Origin of the sequence: Nonlabens tegetincola (genome assembly GCF_002954355.1) — a bacterium.
GTDB lineage: Bacteria > Bacteroidota > Bacteroidia > Flavobacteriales > Flavobacteriaceae > Nonlabens > Nonlabens tegetincola.
The window spans coordinates 548,364-573,365 of record NZ_MQVV01000012.1; the positions used below are offsets into that span (position 1 = coordinate 548,364).

Genomic DNA, 25,002 nt, shown 5'->3' on the forward strand with positions numbered 1-25,002 from the left:
TATGTTTAATAACCTATTTAACAACCTCACACCAGTAGTTAAGAATTTAATTATACTTAATGTAGTGGTTTTTATAGGAACTGGTTGGGTAGCACCAGCTTTATACGATCCATTGGTACTTTACTTTTTTAAAGATCCCGAGTTTCAAATATGGCAAATTTTTTCCCACATGTTCATGCATAGTAAATATGGTCTAACACATATTTTCTTTAACATGTACGGTCTTATATTATTTGGTCCAATCATAGAACGACGCTGGGGTAGCAACAGGTTTTTATTTTTCTATTTAAGCGCAGGACTTGGAGCAGTTGCTTTGACTTATGGTTTTCAATATTTTGAGTATATGGATTATGTCAATGAAGGATTGAGCCGTGGTTATACAGTAGAACAAGTGGAACAAGGAATCTTTACAAGACAAGAACCTTATGGATGGAAGGTGATGAGCGGTATGGTAGGAGCGAGTGGTTGTTTATTTGGTGTATTAGCCGCGTTTGCCTTTCTATACCCTAATATAGAACTTATGATATTATTCATTCCGATTCCTATTAAAGCCAAATACCTTATAGGTATTTACGTGATTTATGAAACCTTATCAGCATTTGGTTTTATCACTTTACAGCAAAATGTAGGTCACGCAGCACATTTAGGTGGAGCGATTGTAGGGTTCATTATTGCATGGTACTGGAAACGTAATGATATGAATCAATATCGTATCGACTAATTTCTTAAAAGATGGACTTTATCAACGATTTTAAAAGACGTTATTCTGGATTTGACACATCGGGTAAACTCATTGTGGTATTACTTATTTCAAGCCTATCAATTTGGTTGATTGGTAAGATTTCTGTCCCTGCTTATAACTATTTGGTATATCCATCGGGATGGAAACAACCGTTGTTTCAACCTTGGAGTGCCATTACTTACGCGTTTATTCATTCTAGTATTTTACATTTTGTGGGTAATGCAATCGGCCTGTATTATGGTGGCAGGTATTTTTTGAACCTATTTAAGTCTAGGCATTTTATTGCTCTTTTTATTTTAGGAGTCCTTGCTGGGGCTTTAAGCTTTACTTTAGGCACCTCGATTGCGCCTTATTTTTTTAATAAAGGTGGGATAGTAGGAGCAAGTGCTGGTGTTTACGCGATACTTTTTTTTATCTTTCATTACTTTGCTGAACAAGATATACGAGTACTCAGCTTTACTTTTAAATTAAAGTATATAGGATATGCCTTACTGGCAATTGAATTAATAGGCGTTACTTCTGGTTACAATCGTGGTGGATCTCTTGCTCATCTGGCAGGTACAGCCGTTGGTTTATACGCTTCCGCGAAAGCGAAACAAGGTAACATGATCATGGACCCTATTGCAGTCGTAATAGATACCATAAAAGGTTGGTTCGATAGATCTTCTAGTAAGCCAAATTCAAGTAAAATGAAGACCGTATACCGCAGTAAAAACAAAGTCAAAAACTCTCAAAAGCCCAATCAATCAGAGATTGACGCTATTTTAGATAAGATAAAGGAATCTGGTTATGATAGTTTATCTAAAAAAGAAAAAGATGTGCTTTTTAGAGCAAGTCAAGATTAAGATTTTACCTTGTAAGGACTAGGTAGCTCAATTTTATAAGTAACCGCTAGTAACCTGATAAGTATTACGGTAATAGCAGCGCTAGGAAAAGTCCAAGCTGCTGGAACTCCTAATTTTTTAAGTCCAAAATACATAAATCCTCCTATAATACAGGCTGTTGCGTATATATTACGACGGAAGAGAACTGGTATTTTATTAAGTAATACATCTCTAAGGACTCCACCAAAACACGCGGTTATACATCCTAAGGTAACACAAATAAGAGGCGGCAAACCTGCAGTTATTCCTATTTCTACACCTACAACAGTGTATAAACCTATACCAATAGCGTCAAAGAGAAATAAGGTTTTGCTTATTTTAACTAGGTATCTTCTAAATAAAAATGATATAAACACGCTGATTAAAATCGTGTATATTAAATTGGGATTTGTCATCCATGATACGGGTTCAATTCCTACAAGTACATCTCTAATTGTACCGCCACCAGCTGCAGTTGCAAAGGAAACGATAATTACGCCAAAGGGATCTAGTTTGCGTCGCATTGCTGCACTTGCACCAGATATGGCAAACGCGACGGTTCCTAGAATGTCTACAATTTCAACAACCGTCATTATTTTGATGTTAAGTGAAAATAATCTTTTAATACAGTACGTACGAATTGTCCATCTTTGAGGTCGCTTTTAATTTGAAGTATGCTTTCAATTTTTAAACGAAGCTGATGTAAAACGTTGTAATCACGACTTTGACCAGCTAGTCTGTAGATTTCTTTTATTTCATTTGCCTGAATATCAGAAAGTAAGTGTGCATTGAGAAAAATAGGTTGATACCCTTCATCTACTTCTTGTAGAATTGTATGAGAAATGTTGACTGATTTTCTGGTGTTTATAACAATTGTTTTAGCCATCATGTCTCCTAATCGTTGCTGTTTATCAGTTAGGAGAATTGAAACTGTACCTACTGTGAACATAAAAAGCCATAAGTCAACCAATCTTACAATCCATCTAACAATAAAATCGCTCCATCTTGCAGGAGAACCATCCTCTTTAACTACTTTAATGCCCATTATAAATTTTCCTACCGTGCGACCATTAAAGATAATATGCATTATAAGGCTATATATAAAAATGGGGATCATGGAAAGCTCATATGCACCTATATTGTTGTCTCCGTCTAACACACTAATAGCGCGGTAAACGGTAAAAGTTAGTATAATTATATATGCAAATAGCACCAGTGCATCGATAATAAATGCTAAAATACGTTTGCCTAATCCGGCGTATACGTATTCTATATTCACATTTTGTGCTGTATTTATTGCAGTGTTAGACATACTTTAATAAGTTTATAGCTGTAAAAATTATAAGCTATGCGCGAGGCAGCTTTTGTCAAGCAAAATAAGGAAAAATGGATTGAGTTTGAAAGGGCTATGGACGCAAAAGTTTCATTAACACCCGATCATCTTTCCAATTTGTATATTCAATTAACCAACGACTTGGCTTATGCTCAAACCTATTACCCTAATTCCAGTACTCTAAAATATTTAAATTCACTAGCTAGTCAAGCCCATCAGAAAATCTATAAAAACAAAAAAGAAAGTAGAAATTCTATTATTAAATTCTTTTTTCACGATTTTCCTCTATTCTTTTCTAGTTATCAAAAGGAATTCTTATACGCTGTAGGAGCTTTTTTAATAGCAATTTTCATCGGGACAATTAGTACGCTTAATGACGATAGTTTTGTAAGATTAATATTGTCAGATGCGTATGTGAATCAAACTTTGGAAAATATAGAAAACGGTAACCCAACTGCCATTTATCAAAATAGTGGAGAAGGCTCTATGTTTTTAGGAATCACCATAAATAACATTAGAGTTGGCATGTTATGTTTTGCTTTGGGTTTACTTACTTCTCTGGGTGCATTGTATGTCATTCTTACTAACGGTATTATGGTAGGAGCATTCTTTACGATGTTTTATCAAGAAGGAGTTAGTCTTGATTCGTGGCGAGTGATAATGTTACACGGGACAATAGAATTATCAGTAATAGTAGTTTGTGGTGCAGCAGGAATAATACTAGGTAATGGTATTTTATTTCCTGGTACTTACGAACGTCGTAGGTCGTTTATTGTTGCCGCCAAAGCAGGACTCAAGGTAGTCATAAGTACAATACCCTTATTTATAACAGCAGGATTTATAGAAGGTTTTATAACGAGATATGCATTTATGCCACCTGTGTTAAATTGGATTATCATCGCAATAAGTGCAGCTATTATTATTTGGTATTATGGTTTTTACCCACAATTTGTAAAAAGAAAAAATGAGCAAGACTTACATAGAACCCAGAATTAACAGGGATTTTAGCGGGATACTTACAGCCTTTGTGGATTTTTTAAAGGCAGAATCTAAATCATTGTTCAGTGTATTTATCACCTACAATTTTGTTTTAATCATTTTACTGTTTCTTACTAATTACATCGTAGATGCTGGTATTTCCAGTATTGTGGCTATTTCTACAGGAAATCTGGATGGTTATTTACTAGAAAATGCTCAGCAAAATAATGCTGTTACCTTGATAGGGACACTTGCTACCTATGTACTTACCGCTTTAATCTATATTTTAAATTCATCTTTGGCTGGCTCTTACATGAAACTATATGAGGAGCAAGGCGGTACACCCGAAAAGAAACTAGTATTCAAAAGAGCCTTAGGAAAAATGTTAGGCAGTTTTGTAATTCTGTTTTTAGGGGCAATTTGTGTGATACCTGTTGCTATTGTAGGAGTTATAATGATTTTCATACCAATACTAGGACTTTTTGCCTTTGCAGGATTAATTATCACTTACTTTACTTGGATAGGCTTAAGTGTTTTTTGTTATGCGTATACCGATGAGATAAGCATGACTGATGCCATGGGTCGAGGTTGGCAACTCTTATTTTTTAAATTTTGGAAAGCATTTTTTACTTCGTTTGTAGCTCTTGTAGTTTTATACATACTTAGTATTCTTTTTCAAATATTGCCTGCTATGTTAATCGGATTCTATTCTATGAATTCAAACCTGGATAACATTGAACTACAAAATGATTTTTTCATTGAAGCTCTAAGCTTTCTTTTTTATGGTCTCAATAGTATATCGGGTATATTAGTAACTTTTATTTCCATGTTCATTTTTGGGTTTATTTACCTCAATTTACACGAGTCCAAATACAATGTTTATCTTAAAACCCGTGTAGAACGTTTAGATGAATTAAGCGTATGAGAAAACTGATCTTTGTCATATTAGCATTGATTAATTCTTTCCTAGTTTACGGTCAGGATATACAAGATATTATTAAAGATATCGAATTGCAGCCTAATAAAATTGTAGACACATTAGATCGCAATTACGACAATCGGGAGATTAAACCTAAACATTATAAGGAAGAGCTATCAAAGATTTACGATAGTGCCGAGTTTGAATACCAACGAGTTCAAGGTAGCGACTCCAATATATTCCGACGATTTTTATCGTGGGTTTTGGAAGGTTTACGGGATCTCTTTGGTTTTGAAATATCACCTTTAACAGCAAAAATTATAGAATATACTTTTTACGCACTTATAATAGGTGTAGTACTATATTTTTCTATTCGATTTTTAGGTACAGAAAAGCCATCATCTCTATTGGGTAAATCTCGATCTTCTGATGGGCCCAGCGTTTCTCTAGAAGATACACATATTACAGATATTGATTTTACCACATTAATAAAAGATAGTATTGCTGCATCAGATTACCGCAGCGCAATTAGATATCAATATTTACTAGCACTTAAAATGCTAAGTGAAAGAGGTGTTATTGAATGGGATTTTCAAAAAACCAATTCAGAGTACTACCGGGAGATCCAGGATCAAGAAAATAAAACTTATTTTAAAAGAGTTTCAAATTGGTATGATTACGTATGGTACGGAGAGTTTTCTATAGATCAATCTAATTATGAAAAGGCTTTAGAGGATTTTAATTTACTTAAAAAAGCAAATGCTTAATGGATAAAAAAAGTAAAAGATTACTCATTCTTTTTGGTCTGCTAGTCCTTGCGGTTTTAGTGATAGAAACAGCTGCACCACCACCGTTGAACTGGAAGCCTAGTTATACAAGTTATGATAAAATACCTTTCGGTAGTTATGTATTTTATGATCAGTTAGATGACTTATTTGTCGATGAAAAAGTTCAAGCAATCGATAAGGATCCTGTTCAGTTTTTAAAAGAAAATGACTCAGTTACAAATTCTAATTACCTGTTTATTAATGAGTATTTAGGGTTTGATAATTCTGAGGTTGATGACCTTTTAGAATTTGCTAGTCGCGGTAATAAAATTTTTATTTCTACAAAAAGTGTTTTTGGAGCTCTTGCCGATACTTTAAACATTGAATCTAACGATACTTATGCTTATTATGAAGAGGATACAGTAAGAGTACGGTTAAATAATCAGTCCTTTAAAAACCGCAGTTACATTTATAAAAAGGGTAGTAGTTATCGATATTTTGTGAGTTACGATACAACCCGAACACAAGTATTAGGAGAGGTTCTTCCCTTTGAACCTATAAAAGGATATCTCAAAAATTTTATTGAAAATTCCGAAAACGAATCAGACAGCACCTTTACCAAAGTACTTGAAGACAGTAAAATAGTAAGTAAAGAGAGAGAAATTCCGCAAGCAAATTTTATTGAGACTAAAGTAGGTGATGGGGCCATATACCATCACCTTAATCCAATTGCTTTTACCAATTACTACATGTTACAAGATGGTAAAGAACAATATATCGCCGAGGTAATGTCCTACATGAACGACGGACCTGTTTTCTTTGACGATTATGGTAAGGCTGGTAAACGAATCATTGAAAGTCCATTGAGGTTTATATTAAGTAACGTTCACCTGCGATGGGCCTGGTATCTAGCGCTAGGAAGTATACTGCTATATTTTCTTTTTAAGTCAAAACGTGAACAAAGAGCTGTTCCTGTGGTAGAGCCATTAGAAAACAGCACACTTAGCTTCACTAGGACAATAAGTAATATGTATTTAGAGAAGTCTGATTACAGCTCGATTGTGTCAAAAAAAATACGCTTTTTTCTAGAGCACGTGCGTTCACATTATTACATTCCGACAGATAAATTAGATCAACAATTTATTAAAAAACTATCTGTGAAAACAGGGAAATCACTGGAAGAAACCACTCAATTTGTTCAATTCCTTGGATATCTTATGGGTAAAGGAGTTCACAATAAATACGAATTAAAGCAACTTAACGACCAAATAGACGCTTTCTTAAAATAAATATATGGAAGATCATCAATCACCACAATCATCTAACGATTCTTCATCTGGATCACAACCTGTTGAGCAGCACGTAGATCGTTTGGATAACGCTTTCGCGAAAGCGGAACCATCACAACCAGCTACCTTTTCAAACAGATTAGATCTAGGAGAAGTAGCTCTGGCAATTAATAGAATTAAAGCTGAACTGCGTAAAGTAATCATCGGGCAGGAAGAAATGATCGATTTACTTATTGTTTCTATTCTAGCCAACGGGCATTCCTTGATAGAAGGAGTTCCAGGAGTAGCAAAAACTGTAACGGCTAAGTTATTAGCCAAAACGATGAGAGTAAACTTTTCGAGAATTCAATTTACACCCGATTTAATGCCAAGTGATATTTTAGGTACTAGTGTGTTTTCGATGAAAAATAACGAATTTGAATTCAAGCCAGGTCCGATATTTTCCAACATTATTTTGATTGATGAAATAAACCGAGCACCTGCTAAAACACAGGCAGCGTTATTTGAAGCCATGGCAGAACGTCAAGTTACTATAGATGGCAAAGAGTATAGTTTAAATGCGCCATTTTTAGTATTTGCTACTCAAAATCCTGTAGAACAAGAAGGAACCTATAGATTGCCAGAGGCGCAATTGGACAGATTCCTTTTCAAGATCAATGTGAATTACCCTAATCTTCAAGACGAGATAAGTATACTACTAGGTAATCATAATCGAGTTGATAAGGATCCTGAATCTTTAATAGAGCCTGTACTCACGGCAGATAAAATAACAGAGTATCAAAATACGATCAAAAAAATCATCATCGAGGATAACCTTATCAGGTATATAGCTCAAATAACATTAAACACACGAGAAAACCCTAACCTGTATTTAGGAGCTTCTCCTAGAGCAAGTATTGCTATTATGAATGGATCAAAAGCATATGCAGCAATAATGGGTCGTGATTTTGTTACACCAGACGATATCAAGTATATATCAAAATCGGTATTGAGGCATCGTATTATTTTGACTCCTGAAAGAGAAATGGAAGGTTTTACCACAGATAAGGTGGTTGAACAAATCATAGACAGCATTGAGATCCCTAGATAGTGAAACGATTTTATAAAAATTTCTTTCTAAGGCAACGACTGTTTTTTATCCTAGCTGGTCTAGTAATTGCTTTTGTAATAAGCTTTTTCTTTACCAGATGGTTAGACTATATCATTTTTGCTTTTTATTGTTTGATAGGTCTTACAATTATTGATACACTCTCTTTGTATCTTAATAAAACAGGTGTTACAGCGTTGAGAGCAGTTCCTGATAAACTATCCAATAGTGACGACAATCCAGTTCAAATTAAAGTAACTAATCAATATACATTTCCTGTTCATATAAGAGTAATAGATGAATTGCCTATTCAATTTCAAAAAAGGGATTTTGAGATAAAAGGATTTTTAAAAAATGGAAATTCTACAGACTATACCTATACAGTAAGACCGGTTGATCGCGGTGAGTATTATTACGGTGGCCTTAATATTCACGTGCACACCATATTGGGACTCGTTAGTAGAAGATATGTGTTCAATCAAGAAGTAATGATACCTTGTTATCCTTCATTTTTACAAATGCGTAAGTATGAGTTGATGGCTTTTAGCAATCGACTTATTGATTTTGGGATGAAGAAAATAAGGAGAATAGGGCACACGATGGAGTTTGAACAAATAAAAGAGTATGTGAATGGCGATGATGTGAGAAACATTAATTGGAAAGCTAGTGCAAAACGCAGTCAATTAATGGTAAATCAATATCAGGACGAAAAAGCACAACCTGTATATTCTGTTATCGATAAGGGTAGAGTCATGAAAATGCCTTTCGAAGGGCTCAAATTAGTAGATTACGCTCTTAATGCTACTTTAGTAATATCAAATATTGCTCTTAAAAAAGGAGATAAAGCTGGCATGTTTTCCTTTTCAAATAAGGTAGATAATCAAGTAATGGCTCAAAAAAAGGCCTCACAAATGAACTTGATTTTGGAAACCTTGTATAACTTGGATACTGATTTTAAGGAAAGTGATTTTTCTCGTCTTTATATAGATATCAAAAGGTCAATTACCCAACGCAGTTTATTACTACTCTATACCAACTTTGAAACCTTAGATGCGTTGTATCGACAATTACCTTATTTGCAGGCAATAGCAAAAAGTCACTTGCTTGTTGTAATCTTCTTTGAAAATACTGAACTAAGGGAGCTTACAGATAAAGAAGCAACTACCACACAAGAAATCTTTGACAAAACAATAGCTCAAAAATTTGCTTACGAAAAGAAGCTTATTGTTAATGAATTAAACAAATTTGGTATTCAAACGATCCTTACGGAACCTCAACATCTTACCATAAACACGATCAATAAGTACTTGGAGATTAAGGCTAGAGGATTACTATAACAGGAGGATGCGACTAGTTGGAGAAATTGATTAGTTAAAAATTACTGTTGTTAACGCGAGTAATTGTTATAAGGTTTTTATGATTATACTTCTTGATACTGCTCCATTTTAATTCTTAATTGCTGTATGTCGTTTTTAAGTTCTTTTGCAATGGAACATAGCCGTTCACTCCATTTACGATCTTTTGGGGCAACCTTGAATGCTTTACTTATTAATTGAGTATAATGTTTTTCCTTTATCTCAATTTGTTTTTTAACTCGTTCTATCTCCTTTCCTGAATCCATATAACAATATTATAAAATATTGCAATTCAGTACTCTTGCGATTAAGTTAAACGTATACAAGGAAAACTTAATATTTTGTTTGAAACTTAAAAAGATGACTAAACAAAAAACCAGATCAATTAAGACCTGGTTTCTTTCCCCTTAAAAATGTTTTCCCTTAACATTGATACTGTAAAATTATATCCATTCTTAAAAAGTGATGTAAAATCAGTAACATGTTAGGGTTAAATTACTATTAAGTCTAGTCTTGCAAAGCAAATACTCGTTTTAAAAGGTCAGTACTACGTGAACTTACTTTATTTCTTATTTGTAGTTCTTCTTGTGCAATCATTTTGAAAACTCCTTCTAGAGCTTTTTCAGTTACATATTGAGTAAGATCTGGGTTAACATCATCAGTAAGTGGTAAAGAGTTGTATTTGGTAATCGCATTTGACCATAAGTCTGTAGCTCCTACCTTGCCTAAATTATTTTGAATTACCGGACTAAACTTCGCTCTTAACTCTTCAGTTGTTTTAGCTTCTAGATAACTGGTAGCAGCCCTATCATCACCTAATAGTATATTTTTAGCATCGTTAAAAGTAATTTCCTTTACCGCATTGGTAAAGATGGGTAAGGCTTCTTTAGTAGCATCTTCGGCAGCACGATTTAATAACTTCAAACCTTCATCTGCTATGGAGCTTAAACCTATTTTACGCAAGCCTTTATCTACTTTTTGCAGTTCATCTGGTAATAAAATTTTGACTGCTTCATTCCTGTAAAACCCATCCTTCTGCATGAGTTTAGTTACTTCTTTATCAATTCCTTGATCTAGTGCAGCTCTTAGTCCGTTTCCAATTTCGGCTTGAGATAAAGCGCCTCCTTGTGGTAGGTTGTTGGCGATATCTTGAAGTGTTTTACAGCTACTAACTACTAGTAGTAAAGCAAAGATTAAAGAGAATCTTTTCATGATAAATAATTTTTATAAAGATACAATTAGCCATGATTTTGGGCATCATCTTTGATACTTCTTTTAAAACCAAAATACCATGATTAAAAAAATTACTCTATTTGTGCTTATTGCCTTTATTTCATCATGTTATTCCACTCAGGAATTAAGTAAGCGTACATCAACTGATATCATGTATTTCAATAAAAATACGTTTGAAGCAGAATATCAAAATAGGGTTCCAGGCGATACACAAAACAGCTTATGGAAAGATCTATGTTTTCATGACAATTCAAAAAATCAGATAGGCTCAACTTTAAGTACGGTAGGACTTAAAATGGAAGGCGATAATAGGATTAAAGCTGTACTTTTTGAAAATAAAATCCCTCAAGATTCATTAATACTCAAAGGAAAATTAAAAGATAAGCTTTTTGTTATAAGAAAAGGTAGTTACGTGATACCCTTAATATTCGTAAATGGATCTAGGACAAAGAAAACAGCCTTAGGCAATGATATCAACGGCGATTTAGTGTTACTTCAAAAGGATGCTGAATCATCTGCTATTCTAGGTGAAGAAGGACACTCTCAAGCAGATTTTGTCACCGCAACTTACATGCGTATTAATTAAATAAAAAAAGCACCTTGCTTTAGGTGCTTTTTATCATTGATCTATAGAACCCATAACTTTTTGGGCAAAGGCATTGGCAGCTTCAACACCTGACATTCCTTGTTCTACATTTGCATGGACCTCAAGTGCTCCACATATATTAGTGATAAGTTCACCTACCACATCCATTTCCTCATCTGTTACTGATCGATGTTCAGAAAAATGTTCTAATACTTCCAGTGTAGCTTCTAGCTGTTCTGGGGTAGTTCCTTTTTGTAAATGTCTAATTACTGGTAACTTCATTTACTAGGTCTTTAAGGTTTTCAAATTTGTTAGTTTGTACTTGGTTTACAAAACTTCCACCTTTAAAAGTAGCAAAGGTAGGCAAGTTGTCCACGGTAGCTAATTTTCTTGATTCAGGAAACTTTTCTGCATCAACTAGTATAAAAACAGTGTCTTCATTTTCGGCAGATAGTTTTTTAAATTTTGGTTTCATTAACCTGCAGTTTCCGCACCAGCTCGCCATGTACTGCACAACAACCTTGTCGTTGTTACCTACAATTTCTTGTAAATTATCTTGATCTAAAGTTTGCATAACAATTTTTTAAAAGCGCTTGTAATCACTTTTGTAGTTACAAGCGCTTGTATTTAATTTTTAGTTTTGAGAAAAGTATTCTGCAGTTCCTTTACGGTTTGCAGTCATCGCTGTTTTACCTTCTTCCCAGTTTGCAGGACATACTTCACCGTTTTTCTGTACGTGAGAGTATGCATCGATTAAACGTAAAAACTCATTTACATTACGACCTACAGGCATGTGATTGATTCCTTCATGGAATACTGTTCCTTCTTCGTCGATAAGGTAAGTAGCTCTATATGTTACATTATCACCTACAAGTACGTGATCATCTAGATCCTCATTATATTCTACTTCAACATCTAGAATGTCTAATGTACCAGAAAGATTACGATTTGAATCTGCAAGGATTGGGTATGTTACACCTTCAATACCACCATCATCTTTTGGAGTGTTTAACCAAGCAAAGTGTACCTCTGGAGTATCACATGAAGCACCAATAACTACAGTGTTTCTTTTTTCAAATTCTCCTAGAGCCTCTTGGAATGCATGTAATTCCGTTGGACAAACAAAAGTAAAGTCTTTTGGGTACCAAAATAAAAGGACTTTTTTTCCTTTATTCTTTGCCTCTTCAAGTACATTTAATTTAAAAGTGTCTCCCATTTCGTTCATCGCGTCAACGTCGATGTTTGGAAATTGTTTACCTACAAATGCCATTTTTTATATTTAAAAATTAATTGATTTTTGATAAGACAAATTTAAGTTACGCTTTCGCGAAAGCGTGATTTTTTTTATCTTATATCAATATATGATTATAGAGTTTCCTTATGGTGTCAAATCAAAATAATAATTGTAACTTATTTTCTTAAAGGTGAAATTCTAACAGTTATAATAGACTACCTTTGCAGTTATTCTAAAGTTGATATTCATTTTAATGATATCAATGGTAATTACCCTATATGTTATTTAAAGATTTAGGCTTATCTGCTGCCTTGTTGAAAGCGATCGACAAAAAAGGATACTCACAGCCTTCTCCCATTCAGGAAAAAGCTATACCACAAGTATTACAAGGAAAGGATGTTCTAGCCAGTGCACAAACGGGTACCGGAAAAACAGCTGGATTTACACTTCCATTGCTACATAGATTAGGAGAATCTAAATCAAAAAAGAGACCAGTGCGAGCTCTTATTTTAACTCCAACAAGAGAACTTGCTGCTCAAGTATATGATAATGTAAAAGAGTACAGTGAGTTTTTAAACGTACGTAGTGCTGTTATTTTTGGCGGAGTTAATCAGAATCCTCAAGTTGATTTACTTAAAAAAGGTGTTGATGTTCTTGTTGCTACTCCAGGACGATTGATCGATCTTAATAATCAAGGTTTCTTAAAACTTAATCAAGTAGAAACCTTAGTTCTAGACGAGGCAGACCGTATGTTGGATATGGGATTTCTAAGAGACATAAAACGTATACTAGCCTTGCTGCCAGTAAAAAGGCAAAACTTATTATTCTCAGCTACATTTTCAAAAGAAATAAAAAAACTAGCAGCTAGTTTCCTCAATAATCCAGTGTTAGTAGAAGCAACTCCTGAAAATACTACTGCCGAAAAAGTAGATCAACTCATGTATAGAGTTGATACTAAACAGAAGCAAGACGTGTTAATCGATATGATAACCGAAGGAAATTGGTCACAGGTTCTGGTGTTTACTCGTACTAAACATAGAGCAAACAGACTTGCTGAAAAATTGAACAAATCCAAAGTAACTGCAGCTGCTATACATGGTAACAAAAGTCAAGGTGCTCGTACAAGAGCGCTAGCTGGATTTAAAGACTCTAGTGTTAGAGTTTTAGTGGCAACTGATATTGCTGCTCGTGGATTAGATATCCCATTATTACCTTATGTGATCAATTATGAGCTGCCTAATGTGCCCGAAGATTATGTTCATAGGATAGGTCGTACAGGTAGAGCAGGCGCTAGTGGACAGGCAATTTCTCTAGTAGCTGGTGATGAGGTTTCTTACGTAAAGGGAATTGAAAAACTCCTAGATCAACGATTCGATTTTGAAATTATAGAAGGTTATGAACCAGATCCTAATGCGCCTACTGAAAAGCCTAAACCACAGCAGAGAGGTCGTAAGAACAACGGCAAGCGCAGTTCTTCAAATAGGAACAAGAATAATTCTTCACGTTCTAATCGCAATAAAAATCCTAAAGGTCCAAAACGTAATTAAACAAAAAAAACCTACACAAATGTGTAGGTTTTTTTTAATCTTCACCAATGGTATCTAAGGTAGGTTGTTTGCCAGTTAATTGACGGATTTTAATTCTAAAAGCCGCAAATAGTAAGGTCATAAAAGGAGATAACCAGTTAAAAATGGCATATACAAAATAGTCTTTAACATCAACTCCTAAGGTTGAGCTTTGGTATGCACCGCAAGTGTTCCATGGTATAAGTACACTTGTAACAGTTCCAGAATCTTCAAGAGTACGTGATAGGTTTTCTGGCGCCAGTCCTTTGTCCTTATAGGCTTTGGCATACATTTTTCCAGGTACGACAAGAGCTAGATATTGATCACTTGCAGTTACATTAATAGCAAGACAACTCACAACAGTACTAGCAAATAATCCGAATACAGAATCGAATAATTGAAGCAATGCGCGACTAATTCTAGCCAATGCTCCTATAGCGTCCATTACTCCACCAAATACCATTGCACAAACAATCAACCAAATGGTGCCTAGCATACTTTCCATACCTTTTCCTTCAAATAGTCCAGTCAACTTGTCCTTGATTTTAGTATTATTGGTAATTGGATCTACACTGGTAGAAACTGTAATTGCATCCATAATAGCAAAATAAGCTGTAGCAGCATATCCAGTAGGCACTGCAGATAGCTCTAGTGTACCTAGTTCAACGTCATCCTTTAGTATGGTTACTGTTTTATTGGTAGTAAAGGAATCATTTTCACCGCCGCTGGGTAAATTAAACACAACAGGTTCACTTAATACCACATCGCTATCTTCAACAGGTTGAAGTGTATAAGTGCCTGGGTTTTGAAAGTTGTTGCTACTAGTGTTATCCCATTCCACATAGGATTTAAATTCGTCTTGAATTTCTGTAATTTGATATTTTAAACCGTTTTCATAAACGATGTGGTTTTGAAAGATTAAAGCAAATACACCTGCGAGTAAAGTTCCTAGAAGTAAAGCAATAAGCGGTGATACCTTTTTAACAATCATCGCAATAACAATAATCGGAACTAGAAATAACCACGCCGAAGTATTAAACGTAGCATCAATAGCTGCTTGATACTCGCTTACATCCACATCGCCAGCACTATCTATTGTAAATCCGATAAACATAAAGACGAACAAAGTGACTAATATGGTAGGAACAGTCGTATAAGTCATATACTTAATATGAGTAAATAAGTCGGTTCCTGCCATGGCTGGGGCAAGGTTAGTGGTGTCGCTTAATGGGCTTAACTTATCGCCAAAGTAAGCACCACTGAGAACAGCACCAGCTGTCATCCCAGCACTTATATCTAGAGCGCCTGCAATTCCTATTAAGGCGATACCAACTGTGGCACTCGTGGTCCAGCTACTACCAGTAGAAATGGAAATAACCGCACAAATAATAACGCAAGCAGTTAAGAATATAGATGGATTAAGCAAGTCCAGTCCGTAATAAATCATAGTAGGGATAATACCACTCAATAGCCATGTACCGGCAAGAGCACCTACCATTAATAATATTAAAATGGCTCCAGTAGTAGATTTTATATTCTGTGCTACTTCTTCAACCATTTTCTTATAACTCACTCCATTAAAAGAGCCTACAATTCCTGCAACGGCAGCTCCTAGTAAAAGAACAAATTGATTACTACCACCTAGTGAATTATCACCGTACAAGTACACGTTTACAGCTAGCATGAGCACAAGCGCAATAACAGGAATAAGTGCCTCAAAAATGCTTAATTCTCTGTTTTCAATAATTTTTTCGTCTTCTTGATTGATGTTTTGGCTTTCCATAAACGTTATTCAGTTTTTAGGTAGTTACGTCGCAATATACTATTAAATGGGTAATTGTATATCACGCTTTCGCGAAAGCGTAATATGTAACTTACCTTATCCAGTACATAGAGGCAACACCATTAGAAATTTGAATAATAATGTAGCTAAAGAGAACCTTAATAAATGGATAATAAATAACAATAAAGCAAGTTCTGATAAACGCCTTTTTAAAGTTACATTTGTTATAAATAATATGAACTATGTCTGAAACTGTTGAAAGAATAAAATGCCTAATTATAGGTTCTGGTCCTGCTGGATACACAGCGGCAATATATGCAGCTCGTGCCGATATGAAACCGGTTGTTTATACAGGTATGGAACCAGGTGGACAACTTACCACAACAACCGAAGTAGATAACTTTCCTGGTTATCCTGAAGGAATTGATGGACCATCTATGATGGTAGATTTACAGAAACAAGCTGAACGTTTCGGTACCGAGGTTCGTTTAGGAATGGTTACTGAAGTTCATTTTGCTAGTGAAGAAGGTGGTATACATACTGCAATTATCGATGGTAAGACTAAAGTACAGGCAAATACTATTATTATATCAACTGGAGCAAGCGCCAAATATCTAGGGCTACCTAGTGAACAAAGATTGCGCGGTGGTGGAGTAAGCGCTTGTGCAGTTTGTGATGGATTTTTCTATCGCAATCAAGATGTTGCCATAGTAGGCGCAGGAGACACTGCTGCAGAAGAGGCTACCTACCTAGCTAATATTTGTAAGAGTGTGACAATGCTAGTACGTAAAGACTACATGCGCGCCTCAAAAGCGATGCAACATAGAGTAAATAGTAAAGAAAATATAACGGTGCTTTACAACAGTGAGGTAGATGAGGTACTGGGTGATCAAGTCGTAGAAGGTTTGCGCATTGTGAATAATCAGACTAATGAAAAGCATGAAATAGCTATTACAGGTTTGTTTATCGCAATAGGGCACAAGCCAAATACAGATATTTTTAAAGGCCAACTAGATATGGGTGAAGATGGTTATTTAATCACTGAACCTGGTACGACTAAAACCAATATTCCAGGAGTATTTGCTAGTGGTGATGTTCAAGATAAGATTTATCGTCAAGCGATAACAGCAGCTGGTACTGGTTGTATGGCAGCTCTAGATGCAGAACGTTATCTTGCAGAGGTTGGTGTAGTGGAGGAAACTATTGCTGGTGATTATCACGTAGAATAGATTCTCAACTTAGTGTATAATAAAAAATGCGTTTGATCTATCAAACGCATTTTTTATTTGTAGCAGTAATGCTATCTATGATTTCTTAAGTATTGCTTTACCAGAGAATTCTTCAATCTTGATATCCGGCGAACCGTAAAGCGTGATTTCTGTACTGTTACTAGCGTTAATTATGATGTCATCGGTAGCGTTAATTTCAACTCTTGAACTATTTGAACTACTTAGTTTAAGGTTGTTAACAACTAGGTTTTTACCTTCTAACTCTGCTCTTTCTTGAATAGTAAGTTCTCCATTTTTGATGTCACCTTCAATACGTGCATCAGCGCGATCTTTCATATTATATTCTAGAAAATTGTAATTGAATAGGGCTTTAATGTTTGCGTTACCTTTAAAATTAATTTTAGCTTGATCTCCAGATAGGTTGAGTTCTAACTTTGTACTATCATCGGCATTGAGTTCTAGGTTTTTAACGTTTGCAGTCATATAAACCTCGGCATCGTTATCAACATTCAAAATTAAGTTTTCAAAGTTTAAAGCGGTTACACTTGTCAACTCGCCATCGTCTGTCACATGAATCTTATTAAGTTCGGGCCCATAAATGATTCTAAATTTCATTTCTTTTTTTGAACGAATTCTTGCAGTTGTATTTATCATTAATTTACCGTTCTCTATAACTGGTTGTAAATATTGGTGCAAGTTTGAATCTGTAGTGATTTCAATTTGTGTGGCAGCGCCTGGAACGATTTCTACCTCATAATCTGAATTTATTTCAAGAGATTCGAATATTTCAATCGGGCTAATTTCAGTTGTTACTTCACGATTACCTTTTACTTTTTCTAGATCTTGTCCTACACTTACTGTAGCCGTTATCATCACTAGTATTAGGAGTATATTTTTCATATAGTTCATATTATGATTCAAAAGTAAACAAAAACCGCTCCAATTAAATGAAGCGGTTCTCAAATACTATGTTACAATCACAAAACATAGTACAACAACGATTTTTCTTTTTCATTAAATCATTAGTCTTGGTATTGCCATTCGTTAACTTCTGGATCGTTTAAAGTCTTTGAAGTAACGCTATCCTTGACTACTTCATTATTTTGAGTTGTCACTTTTTTTTCTTCATTGATCACAGGACAGTCTATACAAATAGCTTTACCATTTTTCACTTGATAAGTTTTTTCATTATCGTACAAATCAAAGGCATCGTTACTGATACCATTGCGATAGCGGTGAATAAAATCATCATCCCAATTGAATATTGTGCCTTCTGGTAAGGCGATAATTGCATCTACTCGTTGCTGGTTAAGCCTTTTATTTTCGCGTAAAGCGAAATAATTATCAAGAGTTAACGTGCTATCGGTAAGCTCATATTTATAGATAATATTATTAGCATTTTCCTTGGCCTCGTCCATAGTTGATCCTGCCGCCTTGTAATTAAGGGTAATGCTCGCAACCGAGTCTGTTGTTGAGGTTACTGCTACACGTACATCACGCGATAGCACTTTTGGTCCTTCATCGTCATAAACAATTTTTACATTGTTTGCGTTGATGCGTACTTGATCGGTAAAGTCTGTTTCAATAACGTCAAGAAACAAGGTTTTTTGTGGTGCCACGGTAAACTTCTCTTGTTTAGCAATAGATGCTTTAATAGCTTGGCTACTAGCAATTTTAGTGGTTATGAACACCATTCCTATTACTGATGCTATCCAGATACCTGCAAGTGCAACCTTAGCGGTGGTACCTATACTGCGCAAGTTAGATACTAAAAGCTTAAGTCCTAAAATGGCTAATACTAATAGTGGGATTCCTACAAGAAAGAACACAGCAAGTGTTGCCCACCAAATATTAACATCGGCAGGAATACCTATGTCCAAAATATCGGCTGCTTGCATACCGTCTATAGAAATACTTCCTGCGGTTACTAGTGATATCAATAAAGCAATTATACCTATTGATGCTGCTAGGAAAATACATAGTCCAATCAATTTGACTATGGCCTTAAAGAATCCTTTAATAATTCTACCTAGGGCTCCAAAGAATTTTACGGTACCACGTTTACCTTTTTGACCTACCACACGGTAGCCGGCGTCGGTCTTTTCATCGGCTACTGTACTAAAATTTTCAAATGAATTTTGCTCTTCAATATTAGAAATGTTCACTTCTTTACCTTGCATGGTAAGTCGCTGCGCCGTAGTCACTGCATCAGGTACAAAGATCCACATAATTACGTATACAAGAACAATCCATCCTGCACTGAAAAAGGCAAGTAGTACCCATAAAATACGTACCCATATCGCATCTATGTTGAAGTAATAGGATAACCCAGAACTTACACCACCTATATAACCATTTTGCGTGTCTCTAAAAAGCTGTTTACTAGGTCCAGCAGATCTGTGTTTGCGTTTTGGATCTTCAAAGATTTCTTCATCAACTTCATAATCTTCTGGTTGTCCCATGATTTCAATCACGTCTTCTACATGATTGATAGAGATAACTTGTTGATCGTTGGCTCTTTTTTCCATGAAAAGTTCTGCAATTCTAGATTCGATATCACGCATTATTTCATCGGCGCCACTGGTGCCACTAAAAGATCTTCTTACCGCGCTCAAATAGCGTTGTAAACGGTTGTAGGCGTCCTCATCTATATGAAAAAACAGCCCAGCAAGATTTATATTTATTGTTTTGTTCATGATTTCTTAGTTTTTGAGTTGGTAACCATATTTACAGCGTTTTTTAAGTCTTCCCAGGTACCGGTTAATTCTTCTAAAAATATTTTTCCTGTTTCAGTAAGTCCATAATACTTACGTGGTGGTCCACTTGTTGATTCTTCCCATCTATAAGATAGTAGACCAGCATTTTTAAGTCTGGTTAATAGTGGATAAATCGTTCCTTCAACTACCAGCATTTTTGCATCCTTAAGAGTTTCTAATATCTCTGCAACATAAGCATCGTCCTCTTTAAGGATAGAAAGAATGCAGTACTCAAGTACGCCCTTGCGCATTTGCGCTTTTGTGTTTTCTATCTTCATATAATTTTATTTTTTAATCTCTTCCTGCTCAATTTGAGTAGAAAGAAAATTAATGGTTAAAGGATACTGGTACAGTTCACCTTCTTGAGATTTAACTGCTGCTTTTATACTGCAAACTAGATCCAATATGGCTAGAAATAGAATTCCTGTACCACATATAATACCGCTAGATACTATAAGGTTAAAAGTTCCCATATTATTAAAAAACGGGAAATCATTACCGTCCATCGCTTCCCATAAGCTAGGACCACCAGATACAATGGAACCTATTATAACGCTACCACCTAAAAATGCAAGAGCAAATGTGTATAACGTCATGCTTAATTGAAAATTAATGGCCTGCTTACCATTAAAGTCTATAAAAGGAGACTTCTTTGAGTTTATCATCCAAAGTAGCATGGGCAGGATGAAATTGCCCAATGGAAATAGCCATTTGCCAAAGGTGAGTAAATGAATACCCGTGGCTATGTTCCTGTGGTTTTTCTCGATTGATTTTTCCATAGCATATTAATTTCTTATGCAAATATATATCTAAAAGATAGTATTATGCAATACAAAGTACCATATATTTTTTAATTACACTGTGTTTTTTTAATGTACGCTTTCGCGAAAGCGCAATAAATACAAGCTCTTTCCTTACATTTGTGGGAAATGTTAAAATTATGATTACTCCTTCAAAAATTAATACGTTCACCTTTTTCAAGCTACCTAGTTGTTGGTGGACAGGAGTTAGGGTTAAAGAAATCGACAAGCAAAGTTGTGTAGTAGGAGTGAAGCACAAATGGTTTAATCAAAACCCTTTTAAGTCTATGTATTTTGCTGTTCAAGCCATGGCGGCCGAGCTTTCTACCGGTGCACTTGTCATGTCTTATATTCAAGAAAGCAATGCCAAAGTAAGTATGCTTGTGGCTAACAATAACGCAACTTTCACAAAAAAAGCCACAGGAAAAATTACTTTTACTTGTAACGATGGTTTAAAAATTAAAGAAGCAATTGAAAAAACGGTAGAAACTGGAGAAGGTCAAACCGTATGGATGCAAGCTCAAGGATTAAATAAAGATGGTGTGCAGGTGAGCTTATTTAATTTTGAATGGACTGTCAAAAGAAAATAGGTACTTTTCCTGGACTAATTTAAATCAGATATTTAAAAATTGAAAGCACGTATTCATAAACACACCCTAGAATTTAAAAGTCCTGCGGGAACTTCACGAGGTATTCTTAAAACCAAGGATACTTGGTTCTTAATTCTTGAAAATGAAGATAAAAAAGGAATAGGAGAGATTAATATGTTTCGTGGATTGTCCTATGATGATAAACTAGGTTTTGAACAAAAATTAGAATGGTTGTGCGATCATATTCATTTAAAACCATCCATCATACTTGAGGAATTATTGGAATGGCCTGCTATTAGATTTGGTTATGAAACCGCATTAAAATCTTTTCAAAGTACAGACTGTTTTGAGTTGTTTCCTAGTGTTTTTACTCAAGGTGCAGATAGTATTTCTATTAATGGATTGATATGGATGGGTGACCAAGAGTTTATGCTAAACCAGTTAGAAGAAAAAATGCAAACTGGATTCTCTTGTATAAAGTTGAAAATAGGCGCCATAGATTTTGAAAAAGAGCTACACTTATTACAAGTGATTAGATCACAATTTTCTGCTAATGAGATGACAATCAGAGTAGATGCTAATGGAGCTTTTTCAATTGAAAACGCCATGGAAAAATTAAATCGTTTGTCCGTGTATGACGTACATAGTATTGAACAACCAATAAAGCCTGGTCAATATGAAGCAATGGCGCAACTTTGTCAAAACACGCCAGTTTCTATTGCCCTTGACGAGGAATTAATTGGTTTGCATACAACGGAAGAAAAGCAAAAATGTTTGGATTTAATACGTCCTCAATTTATTATTTTAAAACCAGCTCTAGTTGGTGGATTTCAAAGTTGTCGCGAGTGGATCAATATAGCTGAAGAGCGAAATATTGACTGGTGGATGACCAGCGCCCTAGAATCTAACGTAGGTTTGAACGCTATTGCGCAGTTTACATATACATTAGGTGTAACAATGCCTCAAGGTTTAGGTACTGGTGGACTTTTTACAAATAATATTGATGCACCTTTGGAAATTAAAAAAGGAGAATTATGGTGTAACAATACAACAAATTGGGACACCAACTATTTAAATTTATAAAATGTATATAGAACAAGGTTACAAAGGAAAGTTAGGCATTTGGAATGCTTTTATTCTACCAGTAGGTTTTATTTTATTAATGACTTTCAACTATTTTGCTACCAAAGCATTTTTAGATGAATCTGGTGAGTCTACTAGCGAGATTATGCAAACTATGATTGATCAAATGGGTACATTACCATTTTTGGCCATCAACTTAATGGTTTTTGTAATCGGATTGATTATTGTCTTTATTTGGGTAAAGTTCATCAATGGTCAATCTTTGACCAGTTTTACCACTTCTCGTTCAAAGATTGATTGGAAACGCATATTTACCATGTTCTTAATTTGGGCTGTTTTTCAAGGTGGTATGATTTTCATGACAGCTCTCAATGCTCCAGAAGATTATGTCTATAACCTTCAATGGGATAAGTTTATTCCTCTTGTGATTTTGTCGTTATTAATGTTTCCATTTCAAACTAGTTTTGAGGAATATTTATTTAGAGGTCAATTGTTACAAGGATTAGGTATAGCTACTAAGAGTCGTGCTATATCGTGGATTGTTACCTCAGTATTATTCGGATTAATGCATGCCGCAAATCCTGAAGTAGAAACATTAGGACCAGTTGTTATGGTTTTTTATATAGGTACAGGTCTACTCTTAGGAGCGATGACTTTGCTCGATGAAGGGTTAGAGCTGGCACTAGGTTTTCACGCGGCCAATAATATCACAGCCGCATTGCTCATGACAAGTACATGGACAGCCATACAAACCGATTCTGTTTTTATAGATATGTCCGAACCTACTTTTGCGTGGACAGATACCTTATCTATTTTTATTGGATACCCTATTTTATTAATTATATTAGGTAAAATTTACAACTGGAAAAATTGGAAAGAAAAACTATTCGGTCGCGTGCTGGATAGAAAAGAATTTTTTGAAAAAGAAGGAACAAATGATCCCCAAAGTACACCCGAGTTTTAAATTAAATGGTCGCTCATTAGATCACGAAGGTCTAATGATAGTTGCCTATAGCTATGTGAAGGAAGGTGACGCCTGGGAAAAAGAGGTGGGAGACTTTTTACTTAATTGGCTAGATGATTTTGAAGTTCTCACGGTTAATACCAGTGGTTCTACTGGACAACCTAAATCTCTTAAAATTAATAAACAATTCTTTTTAAACAGTGCAGCTATAACTGCTAATTATTTTGATCTTATACCAGGAAAACAAGTGTTGTGTTGCCTGCCATTACAATACATTGCTGGTAAAATGATGTTTATAAGAGCAATTCAACACGGTTGGCATTTAGATTGTGTTGAGCCTACAAGTCAGCCCTTAAAAAAGGCTGAGAAGCGCTATGATTTTACGGCAATGACTCCTTTTCAATTGTCACAGTCATTGGACAATATTCATAAAAGTCGTGTCACGTTATTAGGCGGTAGTCCGGTAACTGCAACCCTTGTGGGACAACTACAAGGCAAGCACAGTAGGGTATATCAATCTTACGGTATGACCGAAACATGCAGCCACGTCGCGATTAGACAGTTGTATCCACATTATGAAGCTTGCTATACAGCAGTAGGTAAAACAACCTTTTCATTAAGTAAGGATCAAACACTGGTAATAGATGCTCCACAAGTATCACCTGATTTACTTACTACCAATGATCTTGTTTTATTGCATAATGAGCAGAAATTTGAATTGCTAGGTAGACTAGATGACGTTATTAATTCGGGTGGTGTAAAGTTACACCCATTAAAAATTGAGGATAAATTATCCAGTCAAATCTCAAACCGTTTTTTCATAGGTAGTTTACCCGATAATGACCTTGGTGAACAGGTAGTATTAATTGTAGAAAGCGAATCTCCTTTTGATATTGATTTTAACGGTTTAGATAAGTTTGAAGTTCCTAGGGCTATTTACTTTTTGCCGACTTTAGTTGAAACTAATACCGGTAAAATCCAAAAAAAGAAATCAATAGAACAGGCACTTCTGCATGCATCCTAACAATATTCATCAAGAAGATTATCCCTTTAATGAACTAATTAAAGCTCATCCACCTTTATCCAAGTTTACAGTCCAGTTTCAGGATAAACCATCTATAAATTTTAATGATCCTTTAGCTTTAAAGGCTCTAAACAATGCTTTATTAGTACACTATTATGGTATAACACCTATCGAATATCCTCATGGATATTTGCTAGCACCAGTTCCTAGTCGTGTAGACTATATACATCACATCGCAGATGAGGTTAAACCTGGTGCAAAGGGACTTGATATAGGTTGTGGAGCTACAGCTATTTATAGTTTATTGGGAGTAAGTTGCTACAATTTTAATATGATTGGATCAGAGGTTAGTGAGAAAAGTTACGCTTTCGCGAAAGCGAATACCAAAACAGTCCCTTCAATAGATATAAGACTACAATCCGATCGAGGAAGTATCTTCAAAAATATTATTCATAAAGGAGAGTATTTAGATTTCACGATTTGTAATCCACCATTTTTCAGTAGTGAGCAGGAAGCCATGAAGGCCTTTCAAAGAAAAGCTAAAAATTTAGGTGGCGATAAAAAACACAACTTCTCGGGAACTGCCGATGAGTTATGGTGTAATGGAGGAGAAGCACTCTTTATCAAAAGGATGATCAAGGAATCGATTGATTATAAAACTCAGGTAGGTTTGTTCTCAACCTTAGTATCTCAAAAAGGACATATAGCTAGGCTTGAAAAACTTTTGACAAAAAAACAAGCAAATCACTATGTGAAAAGTTCAAAAATAGGCTCCAAGGTTGTTCATTATTTGTTTTGGAAATTTCGTTGATTCTTTTAGGA

The 25,002-nt window shown here is 35.1% G+C and carries 28 protein-coding genes; 16 read left to right on the forward strand and 12 right to left on the reverse strand.

Going from position 1 to position 25,002, the window contains the following annotated elements:
* Nucleotide 1: 1 nt before the first annotated feature.
* Both BST93_RS06440 and BST93_RS06445 read left to right on the forward strand, forming a co-directional pair.
* A complete protein-coding gene (locus BST93_RS06440; protein WP_105018510.1) occupies nt 2-721 on the forward strand; it encodes a rhomboid family intramembrane serine protease in 720 nt (239 codons plus the stop codon).
* Between the two features lie 11 nt (nt 722-732).
* A complete protein-coding gene (locus tag BST93_RS06445) occupies nt 733-1,587 on the forward strand; it encodes a rhomboid family intramembrane serine protease (RefSeq protein ID WP_105018511.1) in 855 nt (284 codons plus the stop codon).
* Here the strand turns inward: BST93_RS06445 and BST93_RS06450 are convergent.
* Nucleotides 1,584-2,198 carry a trimeric intracellular cation channel family protein gene (locus BST93_RS06450; protein WP_060522969.1) on the reverse strand — a complete coding sequence of 205 codons (615 nt, stop codon included), beginning with the start codon at nt 2,196-2,198 and terminating at the stop codon, nt 1,584-1,586. The two genes, BST93_RS06445 and BST93_RS06450, sit on opposite strands and share 4 nt — an antisense overlap.
* Nucleotides 2,198-2,917, reverse strand: coding sequence for an RDD family protein (locus tag BST93_RS06455; protein ID WP_105018512.1), 720 nt, complete (start codon nt 2,915-2,917; stop codon nt 2,198-2,200). Before BST93_RS06455 ends, BST93_RS06450 begins: the two co-directional genes overlap by 1 nt.
* Before the next feature lie 36 nt (nt 2,918-2,953).
* Here BST93_RS06455 and BST93_RS06460 point away from each other — a divergent pair, with 36 nt between their 5' ends.
* Genes BST93_RS06460 through BST93_RS06485 form a run of 6 tightly spaced genes read left to right on the forward strand, consistent with a single transcriptional unit; the run spans nt 2,954 to nt 9,315 of the window.
* On the forward strand, nt 2,954-3,934 hold the full coding sequence (locus BST93_RS06460) for a stage II sporulation protein M (RefSeq protein WP_105018513.1): 981 nt from the start codon (nt 2,954-2,956) through the stop codon (nt 3,932-3,934).
* Nucleotides 3,903-4,841, forward strand: a complete 939-nt coding sequence (locus BST93_RS06465) for a hypothetical protein (protein WP_105018514.1) — start codon at nt 3,903-3,905, stop codon at nt 4,839-4,841. Before BST93_RS06460 ends, BST93_RS06465 begins: the two co-directional genes overlap by 32 nt.
* Entirely contained in the window at nt 4,838-5,602 is a 765-nt protein-coding gene (locus BST93_RS06470) for a DUF4129 domain-containing protein (RefSeq protein ID WP_105018515.1), read from the forward strand. Before BST93_RS06465 ends, BST93_RS06470 begins: the two co-directional genes overlap by 4 nt.
* Nucleotides 5,602-6,891, forward strand: coding sequence for a DUF4350 domain-containing protein (locus BST93_RS06475; RefSeq protein WP_105018516.1), 1,290 nt, complete (start codon nt 5,602-5,604; stop codon nt 6,889-6,891). Before BST93_RS06470 ends, BST93_RS06475 begins: the two co-directional genes overlap by 1 nt.
* A gap of 4 nt (nt 6,892-6,895) precedes the next feature.
* Complete coding sequence (locus BST93_RS06480; RefSeq protein ID WP_105018517.1) at nt 6,896-7,981, forward strand: AAA family ATPase; 1,086 nt, start codon at nt 6,896-6,898, stop codon at nt 7,979-7,981.
* On the forward strand, nt 7,981-9,315 hold the full coding sequence (locus BST93_RS06485) for a DUF58 domain-containing protein (protein ID WP_105018518.1): 1,335 nt from the start codon (nt 7,981-7,983) through the stop codon (nt 9,313-9,315). Before BST93_RS06480 ends, BST93_RS06485 begins: the two co-directional genes overlap by 1 nt.
* Nucleotides 9,316-9,398: 83 nt before the next feature.
* Here the strand turns inward: BST93_RS06485 and BST93_RS06490 are convergent, their stop codons facing one another.
* Both BST93_RS06490 and BST93_RS06495 read right to left on the reverse strand, forming a co-directional pair.
* Nucleotides 9,399-9,599, reverse strand: coding sequence for a hypothetical protein (locus BST93_RS06490; protein WP_105018519.1), 201 nt, complete (start codon nt 9,597-9,599; stop codon nt 9,399-9,401).
* A 241-nt stretch (nt 9,600-9,840) separates the two neighbouring features.
* Complete coding sequence (locus BST93_RS06495) at nt 9,841-10,545, reverse strand: DUF4197 domain-containing protein (protein ID WP_105018520.1); 705 nt, start codon at nt 10,543-10,545, stop codon at nt 9,841-9,843.
* Between the two features lie 79 nt (nt 10,546-10,624).
* On the opposite strand from BST93_RS06495, the gene BST93_RS06500 reads away from it, so the two are divergent.
* On the forward strand, nt 10,625-11,152 hold the full coding sequence (locus tag BST93_RS06500) for a hypothetical protein (RefSeq protein ID WP_105018521.1): 528 nt from the start codon (nt 10,625-10,627) through the stop codon (nt 11,150-11,152).
* Nucleotides 11,153-11,185: 33 nt separating this feature from the next.
* On the opposite strand, the gene BST93_RS06505 is transcribed toward BST93_RS06500, so the two are convergent.
* From BST93_RS06505 to BST93_RS06515, 3 genes are read right to left on the reverse strand one after another with little or no spacing between them, the layout of a single operon-like run.
* Entirely contained in the window at nt 11,186-11,434 is a 249-nt protein-coding gene (locus tag BST93_RS06505; protein ID WP_042279005.1) for a DUF6952 family protein, read from the reverse strand.
* The gene (locus BST93_RS06510; protein WP_042279006.1) at nt 11,415-11,726 is read right to left on the reverse strand and encodes a thioredoxin family protein; all 312 of its coding nucleotides are present in this window, start codon (nt 11,724-11,726) and stop codon (nt 11,415-11,417) included. The genes BST93_RS06505 and BST93_RS06510 overlap by 20 nt, the downstream gene beginning before the upstream one ends.
* A gap of 60 nt (nt 11,727-11,786) precedes the next feature.
* Nucleotides 11,787-12,422 (reverse strand): peroxiredoxin, encoded by a 636-nt coding sequence (locus tag BST93_RS06515; RefSeq protein WP_085774311.1) that lies wholly within the window; start codon nt 12,420-12,422, stop codon nt 11,787-11,789.
* Between the two features lie 242 nt (nt 12,423-12,664).
* Here BST93_RS06515 and BST93_RS06520 point away from each other — a divergent pair, with 242 nt between their 5' ends.
* Entirely contained in the window at nt 12,665-13,933 is a 1,269-nt protein-coding gene (locus BST93_RS06520) for a DEAD/DEAH box helicase (protein ID WP_105018522.1), read from the forward strand.
* Nucleotides 13,934-13,967: 34 nt separating this feature from the next.
* Here BST93_RS06520 and BST93_RS06525 read toward each other — a convergent pair whose 3' ends face one another.
* The gene (locus BST93_RS06525; RefSeq protein WP_105018523.1) at nt 13,968-15,734 is read right to left on the reverse strand and encodes a Na+/H+ antiporter NhaC family protein; all 1,767 of its coding nucleotides are present in this window, start codon (nt 15,732-15,734) and stop codon (nt 13,968-13,970) included.
* Between the two features lie 242 nt (nt 15,735-15,976).
* Here BST93_RS06525 and trxB point away from each other — a divergent pair, with 242 nt between their 5' ends.
* Nucleotides 15,977-16,963: a thioredoxin-disulfide reductase gene (trxB, locus tag BST93_RS06535; protein ID WP_105018525.1), complete on the forward strand. Its 987-nt coding sequence runs from the start codon at nt 15,977-15,979 to the stop codon at nt 16,961-16,963.
* 75 nt (nt 16,964-17,038) lie between these two features.
* On the opposite strand, the gene BST93_RS06540 is transcribed toward trxB, so the two are convergent.
* The 4 genes from BST93_RS06540 to BST93_RS06555 form a co-directional block, all read right to left on the reverse strand.
* Nucleotides 17,039-17,863, reverse strand: coding sequence for a GIN domain-containing protein (locus BST93_RS06540; RefSeq protein ID WP_167341626.1), 825 nt, complete (start codon nt 17,861-17,863; stop codon nt 17,039-17,041).
* A 122-nt stretch (nt 17,864-17,985) separates the two neighbouring features.
* Entirely contained in the window at nt 17,986-19,659 is a 1,674-nt protein-coding gene (locus BST93_RS06545) for a PspC domain-containing protein (protein WP_105018527.1), read from the reverse strand.
* The gene (locus BST93_RS06550; RefSeq protein ID WP_042279016.1) at nt 19,656-19,997 is read right to left on the reverse strand and encodes a PadR family transcriptional regulator; all 342 of its coding nucleotides are present in this window, start codon (nt 19,995-19,997) and stop codon (nt 19,656-19,658) included. The genes BST93_RS06545 and BST93_RS06550 overlap by 4 nt, the downstream gene beginning before the upstream one ends.
* Nucleotides 19,998-20,003: 6 nt before the next feature.
* Nucleotides 20,004-20,498 carry a DUF4870 domain-containing protein gene (locus BST93_RS06555; protein WP_042279017.1) on the reverse strand — a complete coding sequence of 165 codons (495 nt, stop codon included), beginning with the start codon at nt 20,496-20,498 and terminating at the stop codon, nt 20,004-20,006.
* Nucleotides 20,499-20,656: 158 nt separating this feature from the next.
* Here BST93_RS06555 and BST93_RS06560 point away from each other — a divergent pair, with 158 nt between their 5' ends.
* The 5 genes from BST93_RS06560 to BST93_RS06580 are packed head-to-tail and all read left to right on the forward strand — an operon-like array spanning nt 20,657 to nt 24,991.
* Complete coding sequence (locus BST93_RS06560; protein WP_105018580.1) at nt 20,657-21,109, forward strand: DUF4442 domain-containing protein; 453 nt, start codon at nt 20,657-20,659, stop codon at nt 21,107-21,109.
* A gap of 39 nt (nt 21,110-21,148) precedes the next feature.
* Nucleotides 21,149-22,192 (forward strand): o-succinylbenzoate synthase, encoded by a 1,044-nt coding sequence (locus BST93_RS06565; RefSeq protein ID WP_105018528.1) that lies wholly within the window; start codon nt 21,149-21,151, stop codon nt 22,190-22,192.
* 1 nt (nt 22,193) lies between these two features.
* A complete protein-coding gene (locus BST93_RS06570; RefSeq protein ID WP_105018529.1) occupies nt 22,194-23,156 on the forward strand; it encodes a CPBP family intramembrane glutamic endopeptidase in 963 nt (320 codons plus the stop codon).
* Nucleotides 23,110-24,180, forward strand: coding sequence for an AMP-binding protein (locus BST93_RS06575; RefSeq protein ID WP_258150492.1), 1,071 nt, complete (start codon nt 23,110-23,112; stop codon nt 24,178-24,180). The genes BST93_RS06570 and BST93_RS06575 overlap by 47 nt, the downstream gene beginning before the upstream one ends.
* Nucleotides 24,170-24,991, forward strand: coding sequence for an RlmF-related methyltransferase (locus tag BST93_RS06580; RefSeq protein ID WP_105018531.1), 822 nt, complete (start codon nt 24,170-24,172; stop codon nt 24,989-24,991). The genes BST93_RS06575 and BST93_RS06580 overlap by 11 nt, the downstream gene beginning before the upstream one ends.
* The last annotated feature ends 11 nt before the right edge of the window (nt 24,992-25,002 follow it).